This is a genomic window from Streptomyces natalensis ATCC 27448, from assembly GCF_000935125.1.
In the GTDB taxonomy this organism is placed as follows: Bacteria; Actinomycetota; Actinomycetes; order Streptomycetales; family Streptomycetaceae; genus Streptomyces; species Streptomyces natalensis.
Genome location: NZ_JRKI01000061.1, coordinates 114264 through 139453 on the forward strand (window position 1 = coordinate 114264; position 25190 = coordinate 139453).

Sequence of the window (25190 nt, forward strand, 5' to 3'; positions counted from 1 at the left end):
GTCGGCGCTCAGTTGTCGCGCTTCTCCTTGATCTTCGCGGCCTTGCCGCGGAGCTCACGCAGGTAGTACAGCTTGGCGCGGCGGACGTCACCGCGGGTGACGACCTCGATCTTCTCGACGATCGGGGTGTGCACCGGGAAGGTGCGCTCGACGCCGACGGAGAAGCTGACCTTGCGGACCGTGAAGGTCTCGCGCACGCCCGAGCCCTGACGGCGGATGACGACGCCCTTGAACTGCTGCACACGGGAGCGGTTGCCCTCGATGACGCGGACGTGGACGTTGATGGTGTCACCCGGGCGGAAGGCCGGGATGTCGCTGCGCAGCGATGCGGAGTCGACGGTGTCGAGAAGGTGCATGACCTACTGCTTTCTTCGCTGATGCCACAGGTCATCAACGGGATAGTGAAGAGATGATCGTGTTGCCGTTCCGTCGGGCGGGCGTCGTTCCCCCTGTGGCAGGGGCGCGCGCCGGACGCACACAGCAGCGGCCTATTCTTCCACGGCCTCGCCGGTGCGCCCAAATCGGCCGTCCGTTCCCTGCGCCCAGCCCAGCGCGGCGAGGATGTCGCGGTCCTTCTTGTCGAAGGCGGCGGGGTCGGCGCGCTCGATCAGATCGGGACGGTTGCGGTCGGTACGGCGGAACGCCTCGTCGCGCCGCCAGCGGGCGATCTTGCCGTGGTGGCCGCTGAGCAGCACGTCGGGAATCGTCCGGCCACGCCACTCGGGGGGCTTGGTGTAGACGGGGCCTTCCAGGAGGTCGGCCATCGCCCCGGGGGCGAAGGAGTCGTCCTGGTGGGAGGCGGCGTTGCCGAGGACGCCGGGCAGCAGCCGGGCGATGGCCTCGACCATGACGAGGACGGGCGCCTCGCCGCCGGCCAGGACGTAGTCGCCGATGGACACCTCGCGGACGTCGAGGCGGTCGCCGTACTCCTCGATGACGCGGCGGTCGATGCCTTCGTAGCGGGCCGGGGTGAAGACCAGCCAGGGCTTGGCGGAGAGTTCGACGGCGAGTTGCTGGGTGAAGGGCACGCCGCTGGGGGTGGGCACGACGAGGACGGGTTCGCCCTCGCCGGAGGCCAGCACCGTATCGAGCGCCTCGCCCCAGGGATCGGGCTTCATGACCATGCCGGGGCCGCCGCCGTAGGGGGTGTCGTCGACGGTGTGGTGCTTGTCGTGGGTCCACTCCCGCAGGTCGTGGAGGCGCACGTCGAGCTGTCCGCGGGCGCGGGCCTTACCGACGAGGGAGACGTTCAGCGGCTCGAGGTATTCGGGGAAGATCGTGATGACGTCGAGCCGCATCAGGTCTCCTCGCGGCTCGAGGCGATCTCGGCCTGTGCGGGATCGAGCAGGCCGGGCGGCGGGTCGATGACCGCGCGCTGCTCCTCCAGGTCGATCTCCGGGACGATCTCGGAGACGAACGGGATCATGACCTCCGCGCCGTCGGGCCGCTTGACGATCAGCAGGTCCTGGTAGGGCAGATGGGAGACCTCGGCGATCCGGCCGACGGTGGTTCCGTCGCGGGTGACGACATCGAGGTCGATCAGCTGGTGGTCGTAGAACTCCTCGGGGTCCTCGGGGACCTCGTCGGGGTCGATCTCCGCGATCAGCAGGGTGTTGCGCAGCGCCTCGGCGGCGGTGCGGTCGGCGACGCCCTCGAAGCGCAGCAGCAGCCGGCCGCTGTGGACGCGGCCGGTCGCGATGGTCAGCGGTCCGGCCGAGGACGGATCGGTGGCGAGGACGGCCCCGGGGGCGAGCCGCAGTTCGGGCTCGTCGGTGCGTACCTCTACGGTGACCTCGCCCTTGATGCCGTGGGCGCGGCCGATGCGGGCCACTACCAGTTGCACGGGGAATTCCTTCTGTGGGGTCCACGGCAACGGGCCGGGGACGGCCCCGAAGGCCCTCCCCGGCCCGAGCCGGTGTTCAACGTGTCAGCGGACGTCGTCCACGTCGACCAGGTCGACGCGGATGCCCCGGCCGCCGATGGCGCCCACGACGGTCCGCAGCGCGCGGGCGGTACGGCCGTTGCGGCCGATCACCTTGCCGAGGTCGTCGGGGTGCACCCGGACCTCGAGTACGCGCCCGCGGCGCAGGGTGCGCGATGCCACCTGCACGTCGTCGGGGTTGTCGACGATGCCCTTGACGAGGTGCTCGAGGGCTTCCTCGAGCATGCTCAGGCCTCGGTCGACTCGGAGGAGGACGCGGCCTCGGCCTCGTCCGTCTTCTTGTCGGCCTTCTTCGCCTTCGGGGTGATGGCCTCACCCTTGGGCTCGTCGCCGGTGGCCTTGGCGGCGGCCTCGAAGAGGGCGCGCTTGTCGGCCTTCGGCTCGGCGACCAGCAGCGGCGCCGGGGCGGGCTCGCCCTTGAACTTCTGCCAGTCGCCGGTCTTCTTCAGGATGGCGAGAACCGGCTCGGTCGGCTGGGCGCCGACGCCCAGCCAGTACTGCGCACGCTCGGAGTCGACCTCGATGCGCGAGGGGTTCTGCACCGGGTGGTACAGGCCGATCTCCTCGATGGCCCGGCCGTCACGGCGGGTACGGGAGTCGGCGACGACGATGCGGTAGTGAGGCGCACGGATCTTGCCCAGACGCTTCAGCTTGATCTTGACTGCCACGGGAGTGGTGTCTCCTGGTCTTGACGTGGTTGGGCACAACGGGATGCCACGTGGGGTTGCGGTACTCGGGTGCCCGATGGACGCGTCAGCCGGAGGAGAGAGGGGTCCTGTGCGACTGTCGAGTACAGCTGGCCATTGTGCCACACGCGGTGCGGTCAGCCGACCGCGGCCACCTCGGGGATGCGGAAGGGCTTGCCGCAGCCGCCGCAGACGATCGGCGCCTGCGCCAGCACGGACGGGACGACCCGGACGTTGCGCCCGCAGTCGCAGACGGCCTTGACGCGGACGCCGCCCCCGGAGGAGCCGTGCCGGGCGGCCGGGCCGCGGAAGCTGCGGGCGGTGTCGGTGGCGGTGGCGGCGGTATGGGCCTTGAGGGCTCTGGCCAGCCGCTCGATGGTGGGGCGATAGCGCCGCCGGGCCTCGGGGCTGAGCGTGACCAGGGAGAAGCCGCTGCTGGGATGCGGTTCGTCGACATGGTCCAGACCCAGCTCCTCGGCGATCGCCAGGAACCGGCGGTTGTGGTAGCGGCCTGCCCGGGAGGTGTCGCGGATGCCGCGTGCGGCGGCGATGCCGTGGACTGCCTCGTGGAGCAGCCGTTCGAAGGAGAGCTCGGCGCCGCAGGCGGACGAGGACTCTCCGATCAGGGACTCGGGCGCGGCCAGATCCGGCAGCTCGGGGTGGTGCCGTTGAATATCGGCCCAGGCGAGCGCCAGCTCGGCGGCGAGAACAGGCGGTGTCGTGCTCACGTCGTGACAACGAGCCGGGGTCGCCCAGTGTTCCGATTCCGGGGCATCCCAAATAAATTGCACGTACCAGTCAGTTTTTGGCGGTCTCCCCCGAAGGCACCCAGGGGCGCGCAAGCCGGGCGTACGCCGCACGGAGCACTCCGCGCGCCCTCCGGACGGCGTTCACGGCGGCCGGGCCGCGGCACACGGCACGGGTCCCACCGTAGGGCCGCCGGGCGGCTCCCGGCGAACCGGGCGGGCGGCGCCGGCGCCTGTCGGCGTAGCGGATCGGCGTGGGCCGGGGCAGGCTGGAACGGCGCTCACGGCCGTCGGCCCGGCGCACACGGGGGCGCGCGGGAGACAACCCCGGCGCACCCTCTGGACGGCCGGACGGATGCGCAGTTGTCTGGATTACGGGGGCGCACAACGCGCGGCACGGGGGCGGGGGCGATCGGCACTGAATCGGCACGGAACCACGGTTCTCGGCGAATAGGGGCGCTTTCGATGTCACCCACGCTCGTGCGGCACCAGCCCGCGGACTCCTCCGCCTCCCTGCGCGGTCAGGGACTTTCCGATCCGGCCGGTGCCCGGGCGCGGGCCCGGGACTGGGCCGAGATCCAGGAGCGGATGCTGGTGCCGCTGTACGACGCCGCGTACGACCGGCTGGGCATCGGTACGGGCACCCGGCTGCTGGGGCTCGGCTGCGGGTCGGGGCTGGCGCTGCTGCTGGCGGCGGCGCGTGGTGCGCAGGTCAGCGGGGTGGATACGGACGCATTCCGGCTCGCGCTGGCGCGGGAGCGGCTGGCACCGGACGGCGGGCCACAGGCGGCCCGGCTGGTGTGCGGCGGGCCCGCGGCGGCCGCGTCCCCGGAGGGTCTGTTCCCGTCAGGCTCGTCCCCGCGGGCGCGGTCCAACGTGATAACCGCCTTCCATCCGCCGGGCTGCGGGAACGCCGACCAGGAACCGACGGCGTCGCTGACCGCGGCGGCCGCCCTGGCGGAACGGGGCAGCGCCGTGGTGCTGGGCGGCTGGGGCCCGGTGGAGCGGTGCACCACGGCCGGGGTGCTGCGGATGGTGGCGCGGCGGCTGGCCGATCCCCCGCCCACGGCCGCCGGCCGGCGGCCCAGCGGGCGCGACGATCTGGAGGACCTGGCGGAGCGGGCGGGGCTGCGACCGGACGGTTCGGGGCGGGTGGCCTGCCCGTTCGGGTACGCGGATGCGGCGAGCGCGGTGCGCGGGCTGCTGTCGACCGGCGTCTTCGATGCGGCGCTGGAGGCGACCGAGCGGCGGCAGGTGGAAAAGGAGCTCGGCGAGGCGCTGCACCCGTATCAGCGGGCGGACGGCACGGTCTGGATGCCGAACGTGTTCCGGTACGTGATCGCGCGGACCCGGTAGGGGGCGGCGGGCACAGATGAGCCCCCGGTCGCACGACCGGGGGCTCGTGTCCGTCGGGCTCAGCCCATGAACTTCTTGAACTCCTCCGGGAGTTCGAAGTCCTGCGGCTGCTGACCGCCCTGCGGCAGACCGAAGGGGCTGCCGGACGGGCCGGCCTCGCGGCGGGCGGCCGCGGCCTCCTCGTCGGCCTTGCGCTTCATCGGGTTGCCGCTCTTGCGCTTGCCCTTGGCCTGCTTGACCTGCTTCTTCTTACGGCCGGCCCCGCCGCCCATGCCGGGCATCCCGGGCATGCCCGGCATGCCGCCGCCCTGGGCCATCCGCGACATCATCTTGCGGGCGTCGAAGAACCGCTCGACGAGGCTCTTGACCATGGAGACGTCGACGCCGGAACCCTTGGCGATACGGGCGCGCCGCGAGCCGTTGATGATCGTCGGGTCCTGGCGCTCGGCCGGCGTCATGGACTTGATGATCGCGGCGGTGCGGTCCACCTCGCGCTCGTCGAGGTTGTTGATCTGCTCCTTCATCTGCCCCATACCGGGCAGCATGCCGAGCAGCTTGGAGATGGAGCCCATCTTCCTGACCTGCTCCATCTGGGCCAGGAAGTCGTCGAGGGTGAACTCCTTGGGGCCCTTCGCCAGCTTGGCCGCCATCTTCTCGGCCTCGGCCTGGCTGAAGGTCTGCTCGGCCTTCTCGATGAGGCTGAGCATGTCGCCCATGCCCAGGATGCGCGACGCCATGCGGTCCGGGTGGAACGCGTCGAAGTCGTCCAGCTTCTCGCCGTTGGAGGCGAACATGATCTGCTTGCCGGTGACGTGCGCGATGGAGAGCGCGGCACCGCCGCGGGCGTCGCCGTCCAGCTTGGACAGGACCACGCCGTCGAACCCGACGCCGTCGCGGAACGCCTCGGCGGTGTTGACCGCATCCTGACCGATCATGGCGTCGACGACGAAGAGGACCTCGTCGGGGCCGATCGCGTCGCGGATGTCCGCGGCCTGCTGCATCATCTCCTGGTCGATACCCAGGCGGCCGGCGGTGTCGACGATGACGACGTCGTACTGCTTGGTCCGCGCGTGCTCGACGGAGTCCTTGGCGACCTGCACCGGGTCGCCGACGCCGTTGCCCGGCTGGGGTCCGTAGAAGGCCACGCCGGCGCGCTCGGAGACGACCTGGAGCTGGCCCACGGCGTTGGGGCGCTGGAGGTCACAGGCGACCAGCAGGGGGCTGTGGCCCTGGCCCTTGAGCCAGCGGCCGAGCTTTCCGGCCAGCGTGGTCTTACCCGCGCCCTGGAGACCGGCCAGCATGATGACGGTCGGGGGCTGCTTGGCCAGGCGCAGCCGCCGGGTCTCGCCGCCGAGGATGCCGATGAGCTCCTCGTTGACGATCTTGATGACCTGCTGGGCGGGGTTCAGCGCCTGGGAGACCTCGGCGCCGGTGGCCCGCTCCTTGACCTGCTTGACGAAGGCCCGGACCACCGGGAGGGCGACGTCGGCCTCGAGCAGGGCGATACGGATCTCGCGCGCCGTGGCGTCGATGTCCGCCTCGCTCAGGCGGCCCTTGCCCCGGAGGTTTTTGAAAGTACTCGCCAAGCGGTCGGAAAGCGTATCGAACACGGCGGTCGTCGATCCTCGGGGTCGGGGGCGGGTCGGTCGGCTTCTAGGGTATCCGCACCGGCAAGCGGACCGGGCCGGGCCCGTACGGGGGCGGGCTAGACCAGCGCGTTCTGCACCGCCTCGGCCAGCTCTCGTGCCGCCTCCTCTGCCAGGGGGCGCCCGTCGGTGCCGGTCACATAGAACGCATCGACGGCGTTGGCGCCGAGCGTGCTGATGTGGGCGCTGCGGACGCAGACCCCGGCCCCCTCCAGCGCCCGCCCGATCCGGTGCAGCAGACCGTGCGCGTCCTGGGCCCGTACCTCGATGACGGTCGCCGTACGGGAGGTGCCGGGGGCGACGGTGACGCTGGGGGGCGGGGCGAGGGCGGGGCGGGTGCGGCGGGCGTAGGCGCGTTCGCGTTCGGCGAGGCGGGCGGGGATGTCCAGGGAGCCGTCCAGGGCGCGGACCAGGTCGGCGCGCAGCCGGTCGGCGTCCGGCAGGGAGCCGTATTCGGCGGCCACCCGCCAGCTGAGGAGGAGGACGCGGCCGTCCCCTATCGGGTCCAGGGTGCGCAGATCGGCGGCGCGGACGGTCAGGCGGTGCAGGGCCAGGACGCCGGCCGCGGCGGGCAGCACACCGGGCTGGTCGGGGACGGCGATCAGCAGTTCCACGCCGACGGGCGGGGCCGCGCCGTCCTCGGCGGGCGCCTCGGTGCGGGTGTGCAGGGCCAGGACCGGGCCGCGGGTGCGCCCGGCCTCCACGGCCAGCCGCTCCTGCTCCGCGGTGGGTTCATCGGCGCCGTTGGTGTCCGGTTCGGCCTCTCCGGCGAGCCGTGCGGCGACCCGCCCGACGAGGTCGGCGACGAGTCCGGCGCGCCAGGTGCTCCAGGCGGCGGGGCCGGTGGCCAGCGCGTCGGCCTCGGTCAGGGCGTGCAGCAGCTCCAGGGTGCCGGTGTCGCCGACGGCGTCGGCGACCGCGCCGACGGTGGCCGGGTCGTCCAGGTCGCGGCGGGTGGCGGTCTCGATGAGCAGCAGGTGGTGGCGGACGAGCGCGGCGATCACGTCGGTGTCGCGTGTCTCGAAGCCGAGCCGGGCGGCGATCGTGCGGGCGAGGTCGGCGCCGGCGACGGAATGGTCGCCGGGCAGCCCCTTGCCGATGTCGTGCAGCAGCGCGGCGATCAGCAGCAGGTCGGGGCGGTGCACCCGGCGGGTCAGCGCGGCGGCGCGGACCGCGGTCTCGACCAGGTGGCGGTCGACGGTCCAGGTGTGGACGGGGTTGTGCTGGGGGTGGCAGCGGACCCGTTCCCATTCGGGCAGCAGCCGCGGCAGCATGCCCTCGACCTCCAGCGACTCCCATACGGGCACGGTGGGGGCGCCCGCCCCCAGCAGGGTCACCAGCTCGTCGCGGGCCTCGGCCGGCCAGGGTTCGGGCAGCGGGCGGCCGTCCGCGGCGGCGGCGCAGCGGCGGATGGCGTGGGTGGCCAGCGGCAGCCCGGCCTGGGCGGCGGCGGCCGCGGCGCGCAGCACCAGGACGGGGTCGCGCTCTGGCCGGGCGGCGCGGGCCAGCACGGCCTCCCCGTCGAGTTCGACGACGCCCTCGGCGAGCGGTGAGCGTTCGACGCGGTTCGCCGCACGGCCCGGGAGCAGTCCGCGCAGGGTGGGCCGCACGGAGCGGGAGCGCAGGATGCGGCCGACCTCGCGCCAGGTGACGTCGGCGGCGTAGGAGATGGTGCGGGCGGCTTCGTAGGTCTCGCGCAGCAGGGTGTCGGCGTCCGCGGCGCCGAGCGCGTCGGCGACCTGGGGCTGGTCCTGGAGGGAGAGCCGGTCGGTGGCGCGGCCGGTCACCAGGTGCAGCGCATCGCGGGTGTCCAGGAGGCGGGTGCGGGCGGCCTCCAGGCCGCCGCGGGGGGCGTCGGCGAGCCAGGAGGCGGCGACGGCCCGCAGCGCGGTGGCGTCCCGCAGTCCGCCGCGGGCTTCTTTGAGGTCGGGTTCGAGGAGGAATTGCAGCTCGCCCTGGCGGGCGGCGCGTTCCTGGCACAGGTCGTGGAGTTCCGGCAGCCGTTTGGGGGCGCTCTCGCGCCAGTCGGCGTAGGCGGCGGTGCGCACGGAGGCCGTCAGTTCCGGGTCGCCGGCCAGGTGGCGGGCGTCCAGCAGGCCCAGCTGCACCTTGAGGTCGTCGCGGGCGGCGGTACGGGCCTCGGCGGGGGTGCGCACGGAGTGGTCGAGTTCGAGGCCGAGGTCCCACACCGGGTACCAGAGGTGGTCGGCGAGTTTGGCGACGGCACCGGGGCCGTCCCGGCCGTCGTGCAGCAGGAGCAGGTCGAGGTCGCTGCGCGGGGAGAGTTCGCCGCGTCCGTAGCCGCCGACCGCGGCCAGGGCGACGCCGGTGACGCCCGCCTCGGTGGCGGCGCGGGCCAGGAGCGCGGCGAGCCAGTCGTCGGTCAGGCGGGCCAGGGCGGCCCGTCGGCCCGGCCCGCCGGCGGCGCCGTCCTGGAGGAGGCGGAGGCGGGCGGCGGGGTAGCCGCCGGTGTCGTCGGCACTGTCGGTCACGAGATGCTCCAAGGCCGCGTCGTTCGCGGTGGGCCGGCCCGATCCGACCGACCCACCGCACCCATCAATTGAGCAACCCCCACGGAGAGCAACCACCTCCGCGAAAGCGGCGCCGGTTCAGGCGCACTAGAGCGCGTCGGGGCCGCGCTCCCCGGTCCGTACCCGGACCGCGTCGTCGACCGGGACGCTCCACACCTTGCCGTCGCCGATCTTCCCGGTGCGGGCGGCCTTGACGATGACGTCGAGCAGTTCGTGCGCGTCGGCGTCCTCCGCCAGCACCTCGATACGGATCTTGGGTACCAGGTCGACGGTGTACTCGGCGCCGCGGTAGACCTCGGTGTGGCCGCGCTGCCGACCGTAGCCGCTGGCCTCGGTGACGGTCAGACCGTGCACGCCGAACGCCTGAAGGGCGTCCTTGACCTCGTCCAGCCGGTGCGGCTTGATTACTGCCGTGATGAGCTTCACGCGTCCACCTTCTTCGTCAGGGTCTCGCCGAGTGCCGGGCCCTTGCGGGCCATCGCGCCGCCGCCGGCCCCGGTGAAGTCGTATGCCGTCTCGGCGTGTGCGGCCTGGTCGATGCCGGCGATCTCCTCGTCCGCCTCGATCCGGAAGCCCATCACCAGGTCGATGGCCTTGGCAAGGATGAAGGAGACGACCAGGGAGTACAGCAGGACGCTGGCCACTCCGATGGCCTGCTTGCCCATCTGGTCCCAGCCGCCGCCGTAGAACAGGCCCTTGGCCTTGCTCTGGACGCCGCCGGTGGCGAACAGTCCGATCAGCAGCGAGCCGGTGACGCCGCCGACCAGGTGGACACCGATGACGTCCAGGGAGTCGTCGTAGCCGAACTTGTACTTCAGGCCGACGGCCATGGCGCACAGCACACCGGCGATCACGCCGACCGCGATGGCGCCGAGCGGGCTGACGGCGCCGCAGGCCGGGGTGATGGCGACGAGTCCGGCGACCGCGCCCGACGCCGCGCCCAGCGTGGTGAACGAGCCGTGCCGCAGCTTCTCGTAGGCGAGCCAGCCGAGCATCGCGGCGGCGGTGGCGACCTGGGTGTTGACGAAGGCGACCGCGGCGACGCCGTCGTCGTTGTTGAGCCAGGAGCCGGCGTTGAAGCCGAACCAGCCGAACCACAGCAGACCGGCGCCGAGCATCACCAGGGGCAGGCTGTGCGGCCGCATCGGGTCCTTCTTGAAGCCGATGCGCTTGCCGACGACGAGGATCACGCCGAGCGCGGCGGCACCGGCGTTGATGTGGACGGCCGTACCGCCGGCGAAGTCGATGACGCCCAGCTTGAAGAGCCAGCCGCCGTCACCCCACACCCAGTGGGCGACGGGGAAGTAGACGACGGTGACCCACAGGGCGATGAACAGCGCCCAGGCGGTGAACTTCACCCGGTCCGCGAGCGCACCGCTGATCAGCGCGGGCGTGATGATCGCGAACATCAGCTGGAAGACGGCGAAGACATAGATGGGGATGTTGCTGACGCCCCACAGCTGGGTCAGCCCGATCCCGCTGAGACCCACGAAGTGGCTGTCCCAGCCGATGATGCTGCCTTTGTCGGTGCCGAAAGCGAGTCCGAAGCCGTACAGGACCCACAAGATGGTGACGATGCCCAAGCTGATGAAGCTCATCATCAGCATGTTGAGCACACTCTTGACCCGGACCATGCCTCCGTAGAAGAAGGCGAGAGCAGGGGTCATGACCATGACCAGCGCGGAGGCGATCAGCATGAACCCGGTGTTGGCCGGGCTCAGTGTCACCTTGTCTGCGGCAAGCGTCAGGATGCCTGGGGGCATCGGCGTCTCCTCGTCGTCGATGCGGCCCGTGCGCGGAGGGGTTCTGGTGGGCCGACTTCGCGATGAGGTTGTCGCAGGGGGGTTTCGGCCAAACCTTGCGAGTGTTTCACGGCAGTGACGAAGGCACCGTGTGTGTTACGCCGAGGTGAACCGCGGCCGCGCCCTCCATGCGCCCGTTCAACGGCCCCCACTCCCCCGTTCAACCCACCGCAACCATCAATTGAGCAACCCCCACGGCGAACAACCACCTCCGCGAAAGCGGCGCCGGTTCAGGCGCAAAAACAGCCCGGCCGCGGCTGCCGCCCACGTGACCTGGCGTGGGGAAGCCGAGTCGGGCTGTACGGGGCGGCGGCCGCGGCCGGGGGCCTGGGGGCGAGGGCGCCGGGTCAGACGGCCTCCGCCGCATGGTCGGGCAGCTGGCGGGCGAGCTCCTCGCTCAGCCGGCGCACCTCGGCGACGCCGGAGTACTCACGGGCCGCGGTGTCCACCGTTTTGCGCAGCCGGGTGTTGACCCGCTCGGAGCGGACCTGTTTGGCGAACGGGATCGCCCGCTGCGCCATCTCCGCGCAGGCCTCCGGTTCCTTCTGGAGCAGATGGACGGTGGCCATCCCGATGAGGTTGAGCGCATACGACCGCTGGTGCTCGGGGTCCTTGCCGAACAGCTCCACCGCGCGCTGCATGACGGGCTCGGCGAGCGAGGCGTAGGTGGGGCTGCGGCCGGCGACATAGGCCAGATCGCGGTAGGAGTGGGCGTTCTCCGCGTTCAGCTCGGCCTCGGAGAAGAAGCGGATCCAGTCCGGCTCGGGTTCGCCGGGCAGGACATCATCGAAGGTGTCCTCGGCCATCCGCACGGCCCGTTTGACCTTGCTGGGCTGGCCCATACCGGCGTAGGCGCGGGCCTCCATCGCATACAACATCGCCTGGGTGCGGGGGGTGGCGGTCTCCCGGCTGCCGTACTGGGCGAGGTGGATCAGTTCGAGGGCGTCCTCGGAACGGCCCAGGTGGATCATCTGCCGGCTCATACTGGAGAGGATGTACGAGCCCAGGGGGCGGTCACCGGCCTCCTTGGCGGCGTGCAGCGCCAGCACGAAGTACTTCTGCGCGGTGGGCTGGAGCCCGATGTCGTAGCTCATCCAGCCGGCCAGTTCGGCGAGCTCGGCGGCGACCTTGAACAGCCGGCGGGAGATCTCCTCGGGGTGCGGCTCCTGGAGGAGGTCGGTGACCTCGTGGAGCTGCCCGACGACCGCCTTGCGGCGCAGCCCGCCGCCGCACTGGGCGTCCCACTGGCGGAACATCGCGGTGGTCGATTCGAGGAGTTCGAGCTCGGGGCGGGACAGGCGGACGATCCGCGGGGCGCGGTCCTGTCCGGCCGGTGCGCCGCCCTGGCCCGCGGGCACCGGCACCAGCCAGCGCTGCATCGGCTCGATCAGGGTGGGCCCGGCGGCCAGCGCCAGGGAGGTGCCCAGGAACCCGCGGCGCGCCAGCATCAGATCGCTGCGGGAGAACTCGCTGATCAGGCTGACGGTCTGGGGACCGGCCCAGGGCAGGTCGACGCCGGAGGTGGAGGGCGACTGGTGGGCGGTGCGCAGGCCCAGTTCCTCGATGCCGACGACACAGCCGAACCGTTCGGAGAACAGCTCCGACAGGATCCGGGGGATCGGTTCGCGCGGCTGCTCGCCGTCGAGCCAGCGGCGCACCCGCGAGGTGTCGGTGCTGATGTGGTGGGCGCCCATCTGACGCGCCCTGCGGTTGACCTGTCGCGCCAGCTCGCCCTTGGACCAGCCGCTGCGCATGAACCACGAACCCAGTTGTGCGTTGGGTCGTTTGACGGCGTCGGTGCCGCCGGTGACGCCGTTGCCGGCCACGTGGAAGCCCCCATCCCGGTAGGTGCTCGATCCCGAGAGGTCCTCGGTGCAGCGATGAGGTCCTCGGTGCCTGGTGCGAACCCTGCACAGGACGCCGCCCGTTGCGACGCCTGTCCGCGTACATCTACCCGATCACGTCCGGCGGCCACACCTTCCGGCCCGTGCCGGAGCCGTGCATTGCCACCGGCATACCCGTGCGACCGATGCCTCTCGGGAGTTCGCGCACCGAAAGTAATCCTACGATCACGCCCCTCGCGAGGCCGATTGCGGAAACGCCACCATTCGCCACCCCTTCGAATGAACTGCCCGGCAGCCTCTCACGATTGACTTGACACAGGTCGGAACGGACCGGGCGGAACGGAGCGCACGAGGGTGTGCGGTCCGCACCGCACCACCCGGCGCACCGCGCTGCACCGCGCCGCACCACCGGCACCGCCGGCCGCCGACGGTGCTGCCCGGTGCGGCAGTTGAGGGTCCGTCGGGCGGACCCCGGCTCGTAACCACAGGCAGGCAGCACCCGTTGGAGGGAGCATGGGCTTCACGATCGGCGGCATCCGGGAGATCAGGACCGGCTCACGGCGCCGCGCCCGCTCATCAGAGGTCACGGCGGTGGCGGAGTACACCGGGCTGTGGGGCTGGGACGTGGTCCCCGGCGCCCGCGCGGTCCGCTCCGCCGGCGGCCGCGCGGACTGTTCGTGCGGCGCCGCCGGCTGCCCCGCTCCCGGCGCGCATCCGCTGGACTTCGCCAAGGAGCTGACGGCCGGGGCGACGCTGGAGGAGGCCGCGGCGGCCTGGGCGCGGACACCGGGGGCGGCGGTGCTCCTGCCGGTGGGCCGGCGGTTCGACATCCTCGACGTCCCCGAGGCGGCGGGCCGCGGCGCGCTGGCCCGTCTGGAGCGGATGGGCCTGCCGCTCGGCCCGGTGGCCGCCACCCCCGACCACCGCGCGCTCTTCTTCGTCGCCCCCGGGGCGGCCGCCGATCTGCCGGGGCTGCTCTACCGCACGGGCTGGGACGACGCCGACCTGGACCTGCGCCCCCTCGGTGACGGCGACCACATCACCGCACCCCCTTCCGACCACGCCGGCCGGGGCCCCATGCGCTGGCTGCGCCCGCCCACCCTGGACTCCGCGGGCAACCCCCCGCAGGCCCGCCTGGTGGTGGGCACCCTGGCCTATCTCTGCGCCCGGGTGTGCGCCTGACACTCCGCCGTGGCCGGACCGGTTGCCGTATACCGTCCCCGGACAGGCGTCGGCCCCCGGTGCCCGCCGCGTACGGGGGCCGGGGGCCGAGGACTGCCGGGGGCGCGGTGCCCCGGGGCCCGGGTCAGCCGATCAGCGCGTCGACGAAGGCCTCGGGCTCGAACGGCGCGAGATCGTCCGCGCCCTCGCCCAGGCCGACCAGCTTGACCGGAACGCCCAGTTCACGCTGGACGGCGACGATGATGCCGCCCTTGGCGGTGCCGTCGAGCTTGGTGAGGACCACGCCGGTGATGTCGACGACCTCGGCGAACACCCGGGCCTGGACGAGACCGTTCTGCCCGGTGGTGGCGTCCAGGACCAGGAGCACCTCGCCGACCGGGCCGTGCTTCTCGACGACCCGCTTGACCTTGCCGAGCTCGTCCATCAGGCCGGTCTTGGTGTGCAGCCGGCCGGCGGTGTCGATCAGGACGACGTCCGCACCCTCGGCGATACCTTCCTTCACCGCGTCGTAGGCGACCGAGGCGGGGTCGCCGTTCTCGGGGCCGCGGACGGTCCGGGCGCCGACCCGCTCGCCCCAGGTCTGGAGCTGGTCGGTGGCGGCCGCGCGGAAGGTGTCCGCAGCGCCGAGGACGACGGACTTGCCGTCGGCCACCAGGACGCGGGCGAGCTTGCCGGTGGTGGTGGTCTTGCCGGTGCCGTTGACGCCGACGACCATCACGACGCCGGGGATCTCGTCACCGTTGGTGCCGATGCCGTTGTGGGTGTGGACGGAGCGGTCGGCGTCGGTGCCGATGAGGCTGAGCAGCTCCTCGCGCAGCAGGGCGCGCAGGTCCTCGGGGGTGCGGGTGCCCAGGACCTTGACCCGCTCGCGCAGGCGCTCGACGAGCTCCTGGGTGGGGGTGACGCCGACGTCGGCGGTCAGCAGGGTGTCCTCGATCTCCTCCCAGGTCTCGTCGTCGAGGTGTTCCCGGGAGAGCAGGGTGAGCAGGCCCTTGCCCAGGGTGTTCTGGGAACGGGAGAGCCGGGCGCGCAGCCGGACCAGACGGCCGGCCGTCGGCTCGGGGACCTCGACGGCCGGCACCTCGGGCGTGACGGTCGGCACCTCGGCCTCGGCGGCCTCGGGCAGTCCGACCTCTTCGATGGTGCGGCGTTCTTCGTCGTGGGGGGTTTCGGCCTCCTCGCCGATGTGCGGTTCGGCGGGAGGTGCGGTGACGGAGGGGGTGGCGGGCGCCGAAGGGGCGGCCGGCGGGGACGGCGGCAGCTGCTTCTTCTTGCGGCCGCTGACGACGAGCCCGCCGATCGCGCCGAGCACGACCACGGCGATGACTACAGCAAGGATGACGGTTTCCATAACCCCTCCAGTATCAGCCACGCCCCACCGGCGGGGACCGCACGCGCCGAACCCGGACACCCGGCCCCCGGGTCCGGCGGCACGCTGCGCCGGGGCCCGGAGGGCGTCGCGAAGGAGCCGGAGCGGGCCCTCGACGAGAGACGGGTCCCGCCGCCTGCCGGATGCCCCGACGAGCCGCTGCGCCGGGCCGGTCGTCACGTCGCCGGAGGCCGCCCGCCCCTCCCCGTCCGGCCTGTCCCGCTTTCCTCCTGATCAGCGGCGCGCGATGGATGCTTCGACGAGGGCGTGTGACGCCCGCCCTTGTCAGAGGGTCCAAAGGTATGTACGAGTAGAAGTCGGTTCAAAGTACGATGGTGGACGGCCGCGCAACGCGCGTAGAGTCCTGGCAGCCAATTTCGGCCAGGTACCACAGCCGCTGCCTGCACCTCCTCCCCCGGGGGTGCCCCCAGACCCCCGCACGGAGACATCGCACTCATGGGCACCAGCACCACGTCCGCCTCCACCCCCGAAACCGAAGGCGCCGTCGAGACACGGGGCATCGAGCCCGTCCCCGACAGCGAGCGCCACGGCCGCGTCCGCGAACTGTTCCCCACCTGGGTCGCCGCCAACATCAGCGTGTTGTTGCTCACCATGGGTGCCTCCCTGGCGGTCAACAACGGGCTGAACTTCTGGCAGGTCCTGCTCGTCGCCGGGATCGCCGCCCTCGTCGCCTTCGGCATGGTCGGCGTGCTGTCGGTCTCCGGTAAGTGGGGCGGCGCCCCCGGGGCGCTGCTCTCCCGGGCTGCATTCGGCGTGCGCGGCAACTACTTCCCCGGCGCGATCCTGTGGGTGGCCCGCTTCGGCTGGGAGACGATCAACGCCGTCACCGGTGCCTACGCGGTCCTGACGGTGCTGAACCTGCTCTTCGGCATCAAGAGCAACAACGTCCTCATAGTCGTCACCCTGCTCGCCTTCGTGGCCGTCACCTACCTGGTCAGCGGCCTGGGCCGTAAGGCGCTGAACGTCTGCAACAAGTACTCGACGTATCTGTTCGGCCTGTTCAGCATCATGGTCCTGGCCTATCTGATCGCCACGATGGACTGGCACGCGATCTTCGCCAAGAAGGCCGGCACCACCGCCATGGTGATCGCGGGCATCGGTACCATCGCCGCCGGTGGCATCAGCTGGGTCCCCACCGGCCCCGACTTCGCCCGCTACCTCCCGCACTCCGCCTCCGGCAAGAAGATCGCCTCCGTGACCGTCTCCGGCGCCGCCCTGGTGATGGTGCCGATGGTCCTGATGGGCGGCGTGATGGCCGTCTCCAGCCCCAAGCTGGCCGGCCAGAACACCGACCCGATGTCCTTCCTCGGCGGCATCCTGCCGACCTGGCTGGCGATCCCCTACCTGATCACCGCGCTGGTCGGCATGGTCCTGATCAACAGCCTGTCGATGTACTCCGCCGGCTTCACCGCCCAGACCATGGGCGTCAAGCTGCCGCGTGCCCTGGCGGTGAGCATCAACGCCGTCATCAGCCTGGTGGGCGGCCTGTTCATGATGCTGGTGGCCAAGGACTTCATCGGGCAGTTCATCGCCTTCCTGACGCTGCTCGCGGTGTCCTTCTCGGCGTGGATCGGCGTGTACGGCATCGACATGGCCCGGCGCCGCAAGCTGGCCGTGCGCTACGACGCCGAGGGCCTGATGGACACCACCCGCACCAGCCGCTACTGGTACGCCGGCGGCTTCTGCTGGCAGGCCATGACCGCCTGGGGCGTCGCGCTGGCCGCGGGCCTGTGCTTCACCAAGGTCCAGTGGTTCACCGGCCCGCTGGCCACCACCTGGATCGGGCAGAACGGCCTGGGCTGGGCGGCCACGATCGTGATCGCCGCGGCGGTCTTCGCCGTACTGCCCGCCGCCCGGGAGAACGTCCCGGCGGCCGCGGCCGGGCGCGCGGCCGACGAGGCACCGGTGCCGGCCGAGGTCGGCTGACCACCGGGACCCGCACCCTGGTGAACTGACTCAGCGTCAGCTAACGTCCCCTTCGCCCACCGCCGGCGAAGGGGACGTCGTCATGTCTGCCATGCCCAGCACCGTCGTGCGCTTCAACCTCGTCGACCCGTCCCCGTCCAGCCCCCGGGCACACTCCGCCCGTTACCGCGCCGCCGTCGAGATGGCCGCCTTCGCCGACGACCGCGGCCTGACCATGATCCAGACCGAGGAGCACCACGCCACAACCAACGGCTGGATGCCCTCGCCGCTCCCCTTCGCCGGCGCCGTCTTCGGCGCCACCCGCCGGATCGGCGTCACCGTTTCCGCCCTGATCACCCCGCTGCACGACCCGTTGCGGCTGGCCGAGGACCTCGCCACCCTGGACCTGCTCAGCGGCGGCCGGCTGATGACCGTCGCCGGGCTCGGCTACCGGGAAGCGGAATACGCGGCCCACGGCAAGGACTTCACCGCCCGCGGCGCCCTCCAGGACGAGGTGCTCCGGACGCTGCTGGCCGCCTGGACGGGTGAGCCGTTCACCTACCAGGGCCGCACCGTCCAGGTCACCCCGCGCCCCTTCACCCGGCCCCATCCCCTGCTGCTGGTCGGCGGCAGCTCCCACGCCGCGGCCCGGCGCGCCGCCCGCCTGGGACTGCCGTTCTTCCCCAGCGCCCGCCTCCCGGAGCTCGCCGCCTATTACGACGCCCGGCGGGCCGAGTACGGCACCGAGGGCTGGGTCCTTCAGCCGCCCGCACACACCCGCCTGCTCCACATCGCCGAGGACCCGGACCGCACCTGGGCCGTTCACGGGGCGCATCTGCTGCACGAGGCGCAGACCTACGCCTCCTGGCAGTCCGCCGGCACCCGCTCCGCGGTGCGCTCCGCCGCGACGGACACCGCGGCGCTGCGCGCGGAGGGCGTCTACCGGATCGTCACGCCGGAGGAATGCGTACAGATGGCGCACGAGGCGGGCGCGCAGGGCTCGTTGATCCTGCATCCGCTGTGCGGCGGGATGCCCGTCGACGAGGGCTGGCGTTCGCTGCATCTGTTCGCGGAGCGGGTGCTGCCGCGGCTGGAAGCGGGTGCGACGGTCGGCACAACTGCTTGACCTGCGACGATGGCCGTGCCGGGGGCATTGTCAGTGGCGGGTGTCACGCTGGGTCACATGAATTTCTTCGAAGGACCGATCACGTCCGGTACGACTCGCGAACAGCCCTCCCCATCCCTGGTGCTGGGTGCCTACGGGCCTGCCGAGGACGAGGAACGGGCGCCCTGCGACCGCCACCTTCGGCACGTTCTCCCAAGACGGCCGTAGGGCACTTGGCGAGGAGATCGGCAAGCCCGGCCACCACGGCGGTTCCCCCGAGGGGCACTGGCTCTACCGCTTCTGGGACCGGGACGTGCCGGAGGGCGAGTGGCACGCCGATGTCCTTGCTTACGCCTCCGCCATGGCGGGGCTGCGCATCACGGACGTGGCCGCGGTGGACGGCCCGCCGCGCCGCTGGGTGGAGATACCCGAGAGCAGCCCGCTCCTGGAGTAGGCGCGGGCCCGGGCACCGAAAACGGTGCTGCCCCGGCTCGGGTGAGCCGGGGCAGCAGCCACAACTGAGGAGACAGACTGGCGGGGGGGGTTAGCCCATCTCCTCCAACGCCTTGCCCTTGGTCTCCTTGACGTACCGGAGCACGAAGGGAATGGAGAGCAAAGCGAAGATCATGTAGATCACATACGTGCCCGAGAGGTTCCAGTCGGACAGGCTCGGGAAGCTGGCGGTGATGGCCCAGTTGGCGATCCACTGCGCGGAGGCGGCGACGCCCAGCGCGGCGGCGCGGATCTTGTTCGGGAACATCTCGCCGAGGAAGACCCAGACCACGACGCCCCAGGAGAGCGCGAAGAAGAGCACGAAGACATGCGCGGCGATCAGGGCGATGGTGCCCTCGGTGGTCGGCAGGGTGCCGGCCGCGGTCTTGGCGGAGAACGCCCAAGCCTCCAGGCCGAGCGCGACGGCCATACCGGCCGAACCGATCAGCGCCAGCGGGCGGCGGCCGATCCGGTCGACGAAGATCATCGCGATCACGGTGCCGATGATGTTGATGATGGAGGTGGTGAAGCTGTAGAAGAACGAGCTGCTCGGGTCGATGCCCACGGACTGCCACAGCGTCGACGAGTAGTAGAAGGCGACGTTGATGCCGACCAGCTGCTGGAAGACGGAGAGCCCGATACCGACCCAGACGATCGGCAGGAAGCCCGCCTTGCCGAGCAGGTCCTTGAAGGTCGACTTGTGCTCGCTGCGCATCGCGTCCTGGATCTCCACGACGCGGGTGTCGAGGTTGACGGAGTGACCCTCGACCTCGGACAGCACCTCCTTGGCGCGCGAGATCTTGCCGACCGAGATCAGGTAACGGGGCGACTCGGGGATCGCGAAGGAGAGCAGACCGTAGAGCACGGCCGGGACGACCATCACGCCGAGCATCCACTGCCAGGCTTCCATGCCGGCGATGGTGCCGCGCTGCTTGCCGTCGGCGAGGTTGAGGATGCCCCAGTTGACGAGCTGCGAGACGGCGATGCCGACGACGATCGCGGCCTGCTGGAAGGAGCCGAGCCGACCGCGGTAGGCGGACGGCGAGACCTCGGCGATATAGGCCGGGCCGATGACCGAGGCCATACCGATCGCGAAACCGCCGATGACGCGCCAGAAGGCCAGGTCCCACAGGGCGAACGGCAGGGCCGAGCCGACGGCGCTGACGGTGAAGAGCACCGCCGCGATCTGCATGACCCGGATGCGGCCTATCCGGTCGGCGATCCGGCCCGCGGTCGCGGCGCCGATGGCGCAGCCGATCAGCGCGATGGCGATCACCTGAGCAAGGACGGCGGACCCGACGTCGTAACGGCTGCGGATCGCCTCAACGGCACCGTTGATGACGGAACTGTCGTATCCGAAGAGGAAGCCGCCCATCGCGGCAGCCGCGGTGATGAAGATGACATGGCCGAGATGGTCCGGGTGGGCCTTACGGCCTTCCGGAACCGTCGGCTGCGCGGTGCTGGTCAACGTGAACTCCAGTGGCCCGGCTGCGCTGCCGGGCATCGGGGACTGGCCCTTCCAGTGGCGCATAGGTTGGGGACACCCACCACTTGAAGGTAAAAGCAACGTTGCAGAGACTATGCCTTCAAGTTTCGAAGTCAATAGCCCGTGACACTTTCGTTTCCCACCGCCTTAACCGTCGCCTTCCGACCTCGTCATTCAACTCCTGAAGAGATACTTCGATGCAACAAAGCACGGGACAAAGCGAGGGGCAGAGCGCGCGACAACGAGGACACAAACAGAGGGACGGGTCACGGGAACAAGGCCGCAACCCCACCCCACAGATTCACCCTCCCGATAACTCTCCGCGGGAACGAATCACGCTCCGTAATTGTTGCCGGAGTATGAGGAGGCGGCAAAGAGGCAAGGGAGGCAAGCCAAGAGGAGAAGGCAGCTAGCGCAGCACCCGCGAGGCCAGCGCACAGAGCCCATGGGCCAGCCAGCAAACAGCCTGCGGCCAACGGGCCAGGACCGGACCAGCAGGACCGGACCAGCAGAACCAGGGAGCTGACGGGCGCAGCAGCCGAGATGGGTCGACAGCAGTCCAGCGATAACAGTCGACGGAGCGAATCGGGGTCGGGAGAACGAATCGGTCAGCGCAGCCGCTGGCTGATGACCTTGGAGACGCCGTCGCCCTGCATCGAGACGCCGTACAGCGCGTCCGCGACCTCCATCGTCCGCTTCTGGTGGGTGATCACGATCAGCTGAGAGCTCTCCTGGAGCTCTTCCATGATCCGGATCAGCCGCTGCAGATTGGTGTCGTCCAGCGCGGCCTCGACCTCGTCCATCACATAGAACGGGCTGGGACGCGCCTTGAAGATCGACACCAGCAGCGCCACCGCCGTCAGCGAACGCTCGCCGCCCGACAGCAGCGACAGCCGCTTGACCTTCTTGCCCGGCGGCCGGGCCTCGACGTCCACGCCGGTCGCCAGCATGTCGTCCGGGTCGGTCAGCACCAGCCGGCCCTCGCCGCCGGGGAACAGCCGCGCGAAGACGCCCTCGAACTCCCGCGCCGTGTCGTGGAAGGCTTCGGTGAAGACCTGCTCGACCCGCTCGTCGACCTCCTTGACCACCCGCAGCAGGTCGGCCCGGGTCTTCTTCAAGTCTTCAAGCTGTTCGCTGAGGAACTGGTGGCGTTCCTCCAGCGCCGCGAACTCCTCCAGGGCCAGCGGGTTCACCTTCCCGAGCTGCTGGTACGCCCGCTCGGCGGCCTTGAGCCGCTTCTCCTGCTCGGCGCGTACATAGGGCACCGGCTGGTTGCGCGGGTGATCCGGGTCCTCGGGCAGCTCCTCGCCCTGGGCCGGGGGCGAGGGCGGCACGGGCTGCCCTGGCCCGTACTCCGAGATCAGCACGGCCGGTTCGACCCCCAGCTCCTCCAGCGCCCGGGTCTCCAGCTGTTCGATCCGCAGCCGCTTCTCCGCGCCGAGCACCTCGCCGCGGTGGACCGAGTCGGTCAGCTTGTCCAGCTCGGACTTCAGCTCCCGGCCCTGTTCGCGCTCGGCCACCAGGGCCGCTTCGCGTTCGGCCTTGGCGCGCTCGGCGGCGGCGCGTTCCTCCTCGGCCCGTACGACCGACACCTCGACATGTGCCAGCAGCTGCCGTGCGCCGGAGGCGACCGCCGAGGCCACCGCGGCCTCGTGGCGCAGCCGGGCCCGGCGCTGCTCGGCCCGCGCCCGCGCCTCGCGCTCGGCGCGCGCCCCCCGGTCCAGCGCATCGGCCCGCCCGGCCAGCGCCTTCACCCGCTCCTCGTGGGTACGGGCCTGGAGCCGGGCCTCCATCTCCGTCTGGCGGGCGTTGGCGCCGTCGGCGGCGAGCCGGTCCCGTACGGAGGTGTCGGGTTCCTCGTCGCCCGGGCCCGCGTCCTCCTCGGCCGCGGCCAGCCGTGCGGCGAGTTCCTCGGCCTGCTCGGTGGCCCGCTCCAGTGCCTCCTCCGCCTTGGCGGCGGCCGCGGCGGACCGTTCCGCCTCCCCCGCGGCCGCCCGCGCCTGGCCGCCGAGCCGCCCCAGGTCCCCCGCGACCTGGGACTTCTCCCGGTCGGCCGCGCGCCGCCGCTCGTCCAGCTCCTCGGCCAGCGCGGCGCACTCGCCCCGCCGCTCCTTCGCCGCCCGCTCGGCCGCGGCCAGCTCTGCGCAGCGCGCCTCCAGACGCTCCAGCTCGGCCGCGGCCTCGTCGACCGACGCCTGCACCTCCAGCAGACTCGGCGCCCCGGCCGACCCGCCCTGCGCGAAGTGCGCCCCCAGCAGATCACCCTCCCCGGTCACCGCCATCAGATCGGGCCGCGCGGCCACCAGCTCCTCGGCGTCCTCCAGTGTCCCGACCACCACCACATCCCGCAGCAGCCGCGCCACGGCAGCCGTCAACTCCCGGGGTCCGCCGACCAGTTGACTCGCCCACGCGGGTACGGGCGCGGAACGGGTATCGGCGCCGCGGCCGGGACCCGGGCCGGCCACCTGGGACGGCACGGAGGGGCCAGAGGGTCCGGAAGGGCCATAGGGGCTGGAAGCACCAGAGGGGCCGAAGGCAGGAGCAGAGGTCGGCGGCGGAGCAGAAGCCGGCGCGGGAGCGGGAGCCGGGACGGCAGCGGTGACGTCGCCTGCCGACGAGGCGGACTCGCCGACGCCCGACGCGGGAGCGGCGCCGGCCGCCGGGCCGCCGCCCTGCGCGGGCACGCCGCCCCCGCCACCCGCCGCCTCCGCGGTCGCAGCACTCCCAGTGGCTCGGCCAGCCACACTGGTCGCATCCGCAACATCCGTCACATCGTCCACACAGGTCACGTCGGCGATGTCGGCTGCATCGATCACACTGGTCGCCCTGACCACACCGGCCATACCGTCCGCATCGGCCGAGGCCCTATCAGCCGTACCGGCCGTACCAGTCATACCGGCCGCGCCAGCCGCACCGGCCACGCCAGCAGCACCATCTCCACCAGTCACGAGCTCACCCGCACCACCCACATCGGCCCCAGCACCCCCGACCCCCCGCCCCGCTCCCCCGGTCCCCTCGACCCGGCCCAGCACCATCGCCGCCCGCCCCGCGTCCTGGCGGCGGAGCAGGCGGATGGCCTCGGCGGCGGTGGCCGGGTCGGTGACGGCGACGGCGTCTGCGGCGGCGCCGAGCGCGGCGGCGACCGGGACCTCGAAGCCGGGGGTGACGGTGAGCAGTTCCGCCGCCGGGCCGAGGAGCCCGGTCAGGCGGTCGGCGGCGGCCAGCAGTGCGCCGGTGCCGTCCTTGCGACGGAGGCCGAGGGCGAGCGCGTCGTGGCGGGCCGAGGTGGCGGCGCGCGCCCGTTCGGCCGCGGTGTGCGCCTCGCGGGCGGCGGTCAGCGCGCTCTCGGCCGCCGCCAGTTCGCGGCGGGCCGCCGCATGCCGTTCGCCCAGCTCCGCGTCGTCCGCGTCCAGCCCGTCGACCTCGGCCTTGCGCCGCTCGTACGCCTCCTGGGCGGCGGCGGCCCGCTCCTGGGCGGCGTCGCGGGACTCGGCGAGGCGGCCGATCTCGGCGTGTGCCGAGGCCGCGCGGCCGCGGGCGGCGGTGACCTGTCCGCTGAGCCGGGCGAGGCCCTCGCGGCGGTCGGCGATGGCGCGGGCGACGTCCCGCAGCCGGCGTTCCTCGTCCGCCAACTGCCGCTCCAGTTCGGCGCGGTGCTCGACGGTGTCCTCCAGGGCCCGGCTCGCCGCCTCCAGGGCGGCGGTCAACTCCGCTTCCTGTTCGCGGATCCGGGCGGCCTCGCGTTCCATGTCGTCGGGGTCGCGTCCCTGGCGTTCGTCCTGCGGGATCTGGGAGGCGCTCTTGACCCGCGCCTCGGCCAGCGACACCGTGCCGCGCACCCGCTCCGCCAGCTGCGACAGCTCGTACCAGGTCTGCTGGGCGCGCTGGACCCGTGGCGTGAGGGCGCGTACCTCCGCCTCCAGTGCCGCCTCCCGCTGGAGGGCGGTGCGCAGCCGGGTCTCGGCGGCCTCCTTGCGTTCCTTGAGGGCGGCCTCGTCCTCGATCTCGGCGCGCAGGGCCCGGCGCAGGGTGACGAGGTCGTCGGCGAGCAGGCGCAGCCGGGCGTCGCGCAGATCGGCCTGGATGACGGCGGCGCGCCGGGCGACGGCGGCCTGGCGTCCGAGGGGTTTGAGCTGGCGGCGCAGTTCGTCGGTCAGGTCCTGGACGCGGGCGAGGTTGGCCTTCATCGCGTCGAGTTTCCGCAGCGCCTTCTCCTTGCGCTTGCGGTGTTTGAGGACGCCGGCGGCCTCTTCGATGAATCCTCTCCGGCCCATGGGGTCGGCGTGCAGGACGGAGTCGAGCTGGCCCTGGCCGACGATGACATGCATCTCGCGGCCGATTCCGGAGTCGGAAAGCAGTTCCTGGATGTCGAGCAGGCGGCAGGTGTCGCCGTTGATCTGGTACTCGCTGCCGCCGTTACGGAACATGATCCGGGTAATGGTGACTTCGGCGTATTCGATGGGCAGTGCGCCGTCGGAATTGTCGATGGTGAGCGAGACCTCGGCCCGGCCCAGCGGGGGCCGGCCGGTGGTGCCGGCGAAGATGACGTCTTCCATCTTTCCGCCGCGCAGGGATTTGGCGCCCTGTTCGCCCATGACCCAGGACAACGCGTCCACGACATTCGACTTGCCGGAACCGTTGGGGCCCACGACGCAGGTGATGCCGGGTTCGAAGCGCAGCGTCGTGGCGGAGGCGAAGGACTTGAAGCCTCGCAGGGTCAGACTCTTCAGGTGCACGCCGTTGGACTCTACCGGCCGCTTGTCGGGGGGCGGCCCCAACATTCCGCCGCCGGGGTACGGGCCGCGCCCGAGCCGGGGTACGGCCCCCGGGTATGGCGGCCGGACGCGCCCCGGGGCTCCAGGTGGTGTTCTTTTTCGGTTTCGCCGGGGAAGGTGCAGGGCACATCAAGCGGTAAGCCGTGCGGTGAGGGAGGCTCGGCGGGGCCGAAGAGGTCGCAGAGGCCAAAGGGACGGGGCGGGCAGACGGATCACGGAACCGGACCGGAAGGCCGGGATACGGCCGGAGGCCGGGGAGGGGCAAAGGGCCGGAAGGTCCGGGCGGAGAATTCACCGGAGCG

At 71.8% G+C, this 25190-nt stretch carries 19 protein-coding genes; 5 read left to right on the forward strand and 14 right to left on the reverse strand.

The annotated features are described in order from the left end of the window. Positions 1-8 precede the first annotated feature (8 nt). From rplS to SNA_RS31270, 6 genes are all read right to left on the reverse strand, one after another. Entirely contained in the window at positions 9-356 is a 348-nt protein-coding gene (rplS, locus tag SNA_RS31245; RefSeq protein WP_030071703.1) for a 50S ribosomal protein L19, read from the reverse strand. A gap of 132 nt (positions 357-488) precedes the next feature. Beyond that, entirely contained in the window at positions 489-1298 is an 810-nt protein-coding gene (gene trmD / locus SNA_RS31250; RefSeq protein ID WP_030071704.1) for a tRNA (guanosine(37)-N1)-methyltransferase TrmD, read from the reverse strand. Then, the gene (gene rimM, locus SNA_RS31255; protein WP_030071706.1) at positions 1298-1843 is read right to left on the reverse strand and encodes a ribosome maturation factor RimM; all 546 of its coding nucleotides are present in this window, start codon (positions 1841-1843) and stop codon (positions 1298-1300) included. The genes trmD and rimM overlap by 1 nt, the downstream gene beginning before the upstream one ends. Before the next feature lie 84 nt (positions 1844-1927). Beyond that, positions 1928-2167 (reverse strand): RNA-binding protein, encoded by a 240-nt coding sequence (locus SNA_RS31260; RefSeq protein WP_030071708.1) that lies wholly within the window; start codon positions 2165-2167, stop codon positions 1928-1930. A gap of 2 nt (positions 2168-2169) precedes the next feature. Further along, positions 2170-2610 carry a 30S ribosomal protein S16 gene (gene rpsP, locus SNA_RS31265; protein ID WP_030071710.1) on the reverse strand — a complete coding sequence of 147 codons (441 nt, stop codon included), beginning with the start codon at positions 2608-2610 and terminating at the stop codon, positions 2170-2172. A gap of 155 nt (positions 2611-2765) precedes the next feature. Further along, positions 2766-3356, reverse strand: a complete 591-nt coding sequence (locus SNA_RS31270) for a hypothetical protein (RefSeq protein WP_044367872.1) — start codon at positions 3354-3356, stop codon at positions 2766-2768. Between the two features lie 483 nt (positions 3357-3839). Here SNA_RS31270 and SNA_RS31275 point away from each other — a divergent pair, with 483 nt between their 5' ends. Beyond that, entirely contained in the window at positions 3840-4730 is an 891-nt protein-coding gene (locus SNA_RS31275) for a methyltransferase type 11 (RefSeq protein WP_044367873.1), read from the forward strand. 59 nt (positions 4731-4789) lie between these two features. Here SNA_RS31275 and ffh read toward each other — a convergent pair whose 3' ends face one another. The 5 genes from ffh to nsdA all read right to left on the reverse strand — a co-directional run bounded on the left by ffh (position 4790) and on the right by nsdA (position 12535). Then, entirely contained in the window at positions 4790-6340 is a 1551-nt protein-coding gene (gene ffh / locus SNA_RS31280) for a signal recognition particle protein (RefSeq protein ID WP_030071715.1), read from the reverse strand. A 95-nt stretch (positions 6341-6435) separates the two neighbouring features. Beyond that, positions 6436-8868: a [protein-PII] uridylyltransferase gene (locus tag SNA_RS31285; protein WP_044368291.1), complete on the reverse strand. Its 2433-nt coding sequence runs from the start codon at positions 8866-8868 to the stop codon at positions 6436-6438. 126 nt (positions 8869-8994) lie between these two features. Then, complete coding sequence (locus SNA_RS31290) at positions 8995-9333, reverse strand: P-II family nitrogen regulator (protein WP_030071717.1); 339 nt, start codon at positions 9331-9333, stop codon at positions 8995-8997. Continuing rightward, positions 9330-10670, reverse strand: coding sequence for an ammonium transporter (locus SNA_RS31295; RefSeq protein ID WP_044367874.1), 1341 nt, complete (start codon positions 10668-10670; stop codon positions 9330-9332). Before SNA_RS31295 ends, SNA_RS31290 begins: the two co-directional genes overlap by 4 nt. Before the next feature lie 386 nt (positions 10671-11056). Continuing rightward, positions 11057-12535, reverse strand: a complete 1479-nt coding sequence (gene nsdA / locus SNA_RS31300) for a transcriptional repressor NsdA (RefSeq protein WP_044367875.1) — start codon at positions 12533-12535, stop codon at positions 11057-11059. A 531-nt stretch (positions 12536-13066) separates the two neighbouring features. Here nsdA and SNA_RS31305 point away from each other — a divergent pair. Continuing rightward, positions 13067-13735, forward strand: coding sequence for a bifunctional DNA primase/polymerase (locus tag SNA_RS31305; protein ID WP_044367876.1), 669 nt, complete (start codon positions 13067-13069; stop codon positions 13733-13735). Positions 13736-13859: 124 nt separating this feature from the next. Here SNA_RS31305 and ftsY read toward each other — a convergent pair whose 3' ends face one another. Beyond that, a complete protein-coding gene (gene ftsY / locus SNA_RS31310) occupies positions 13860-15086 on the reverse strand; it encodes a signal recognition particle-docking protein FtsY (RefSeq protein ID WP_030071729.1) in 1227 nt (408 codons plus the stop codon). 474 nt (positions 15087-15560) lie between these two features. Between ftsY and SNA_RS31315 the strand changes: the two genes are divergently transcribed. The 3 genes from SNA_RS31315 (at position 15561) to SNA_RS31325 (ending at position 18589) form a co-directional block, all read left to right on the forward strand. Continuing rightward, entirely contained in the window at positions 15561-17051 is a 1491-nt protein-coding gene (locus SNA_RS31315; RefSeq protein WP_030071730.1) for a purine-cytosine permease family protein, read from the forward strand. Between the two features lie 91 nt (positions 17052-17142). Further along, complete coding sequence (locus SNA_RS31320) at positions 17143-18156, forward strand: LLM class flavin-dependent oxidoreductase (RefSeq protein ID WP_030071732.1); 1014 nt, start codon at positions 17143-17145, stop codon at positions 18154-18156. Positions 18157-18283: 127 nt separating this feature from the next. Then, the gene (locus SNA_RS31325; protein WP_030071734.1) at positions 18284-18589 is read left to right on the forward strand and encodes a hypothetical protein; all 306 of its coding nucleotides are present in this window, start codon (positions 18284-18286) and stop codon (positions 18587-18589) included. A 90-nt stretch (positions 18590-18679) separates the two neighbouring features. On the opposite strand, the gene SNA_RS31330 is transcribed toward SNA_RS31325, so the two are convergent. Then, entirely contained in the window at positions 18680-20095 is a 1416-nt protein-coding gene (locus tag SNA_RS31330; protein WP_030071735.1) for a sugar porter family MFS transporter, read from the reverse strand. 626 nt (positions 20096-20721) lie between these two features. Next, on the reverse strand, positions 20722-24849 hold the full coding sequence (locus tag SNA_RS31335) for an AAA family ATPase (RefSeq protein WP_044368292.1): 4128 nt from the start codon (positions 24847-24849) through the stop codon (positions 20722-20724). Positions 24850-25190 lie beyond the last annotated feature (341 nt).

What these genes read in the sequence shown, in the direction of transcription:
- trmD (WP_030071704.1), bottom strand. Translation starts at nt 1,298, where the DNA reads ATGCGGCTCGACGTCATCACGATCTTCCCCGAATACCTCGAGCCGCTG.
- SNA_RS31295 (WP_044367874.1), bottom strand. Translation starts at nt 10,670, where the DNA reads ATGCCCCCAGGCATCCTGACGCTTGCCGCAGACAAGGTGACACTGAGC.
- SNA_RS31275 (WP_044367873.1), top strand. Translation starts at nt 3,840, where the DNA reads ATGTCACCCACGCTCGTGCGGCACCAGCCCGCGGACTCCTCCGCCTCC.
- SNA_RS31305 (WP_044367876.1), top strand. Translation starts at nt 13,067, where the DNA reads ATGGGCTTCACGATCGGCGGCATCCGGGAGATCAGGACCGGCTCACGG.
- rplS (WP_030071703.1), bottom strand. Translation starts at nt 356, where the DNA reads ATGCACCTTCTCGACACCGTCGACTCCGCATCGCTGCGCAGCGACATC.
- ftsY (WP_030071729.1), bottom strand. Translation starts at nt 15,086, where the DNA reads ATGGAAACCGTCATCCTTGCTGTAGTCATCGCCGTGGTCGTGCTCGGC.
- SNA_RS31315 (WP_030071730.1), top strand. Translation starts at nt 15,561, where the DNA reads ATGGGCACCAGCACCACGTCCGCCTCCACCCCCGAAACCGAAGGCGCC.
- SNA_RS31320 (WP_030071732.1), top strand. Translation starts at nt 17,143, where the DNA reads ATGCCCAGCACCGTCGTGCGCTTCAACCTCGTCGACCCGTCCCCGTCC.
- SNA_RS31260 (WP_030071708.1), bottom strand. Translation starts at nt 2,167, where the DNA reads ATGCTCGAGGAAGCCCTCGAGCACCTCGTCAAGGGCATCGTCGACAAC.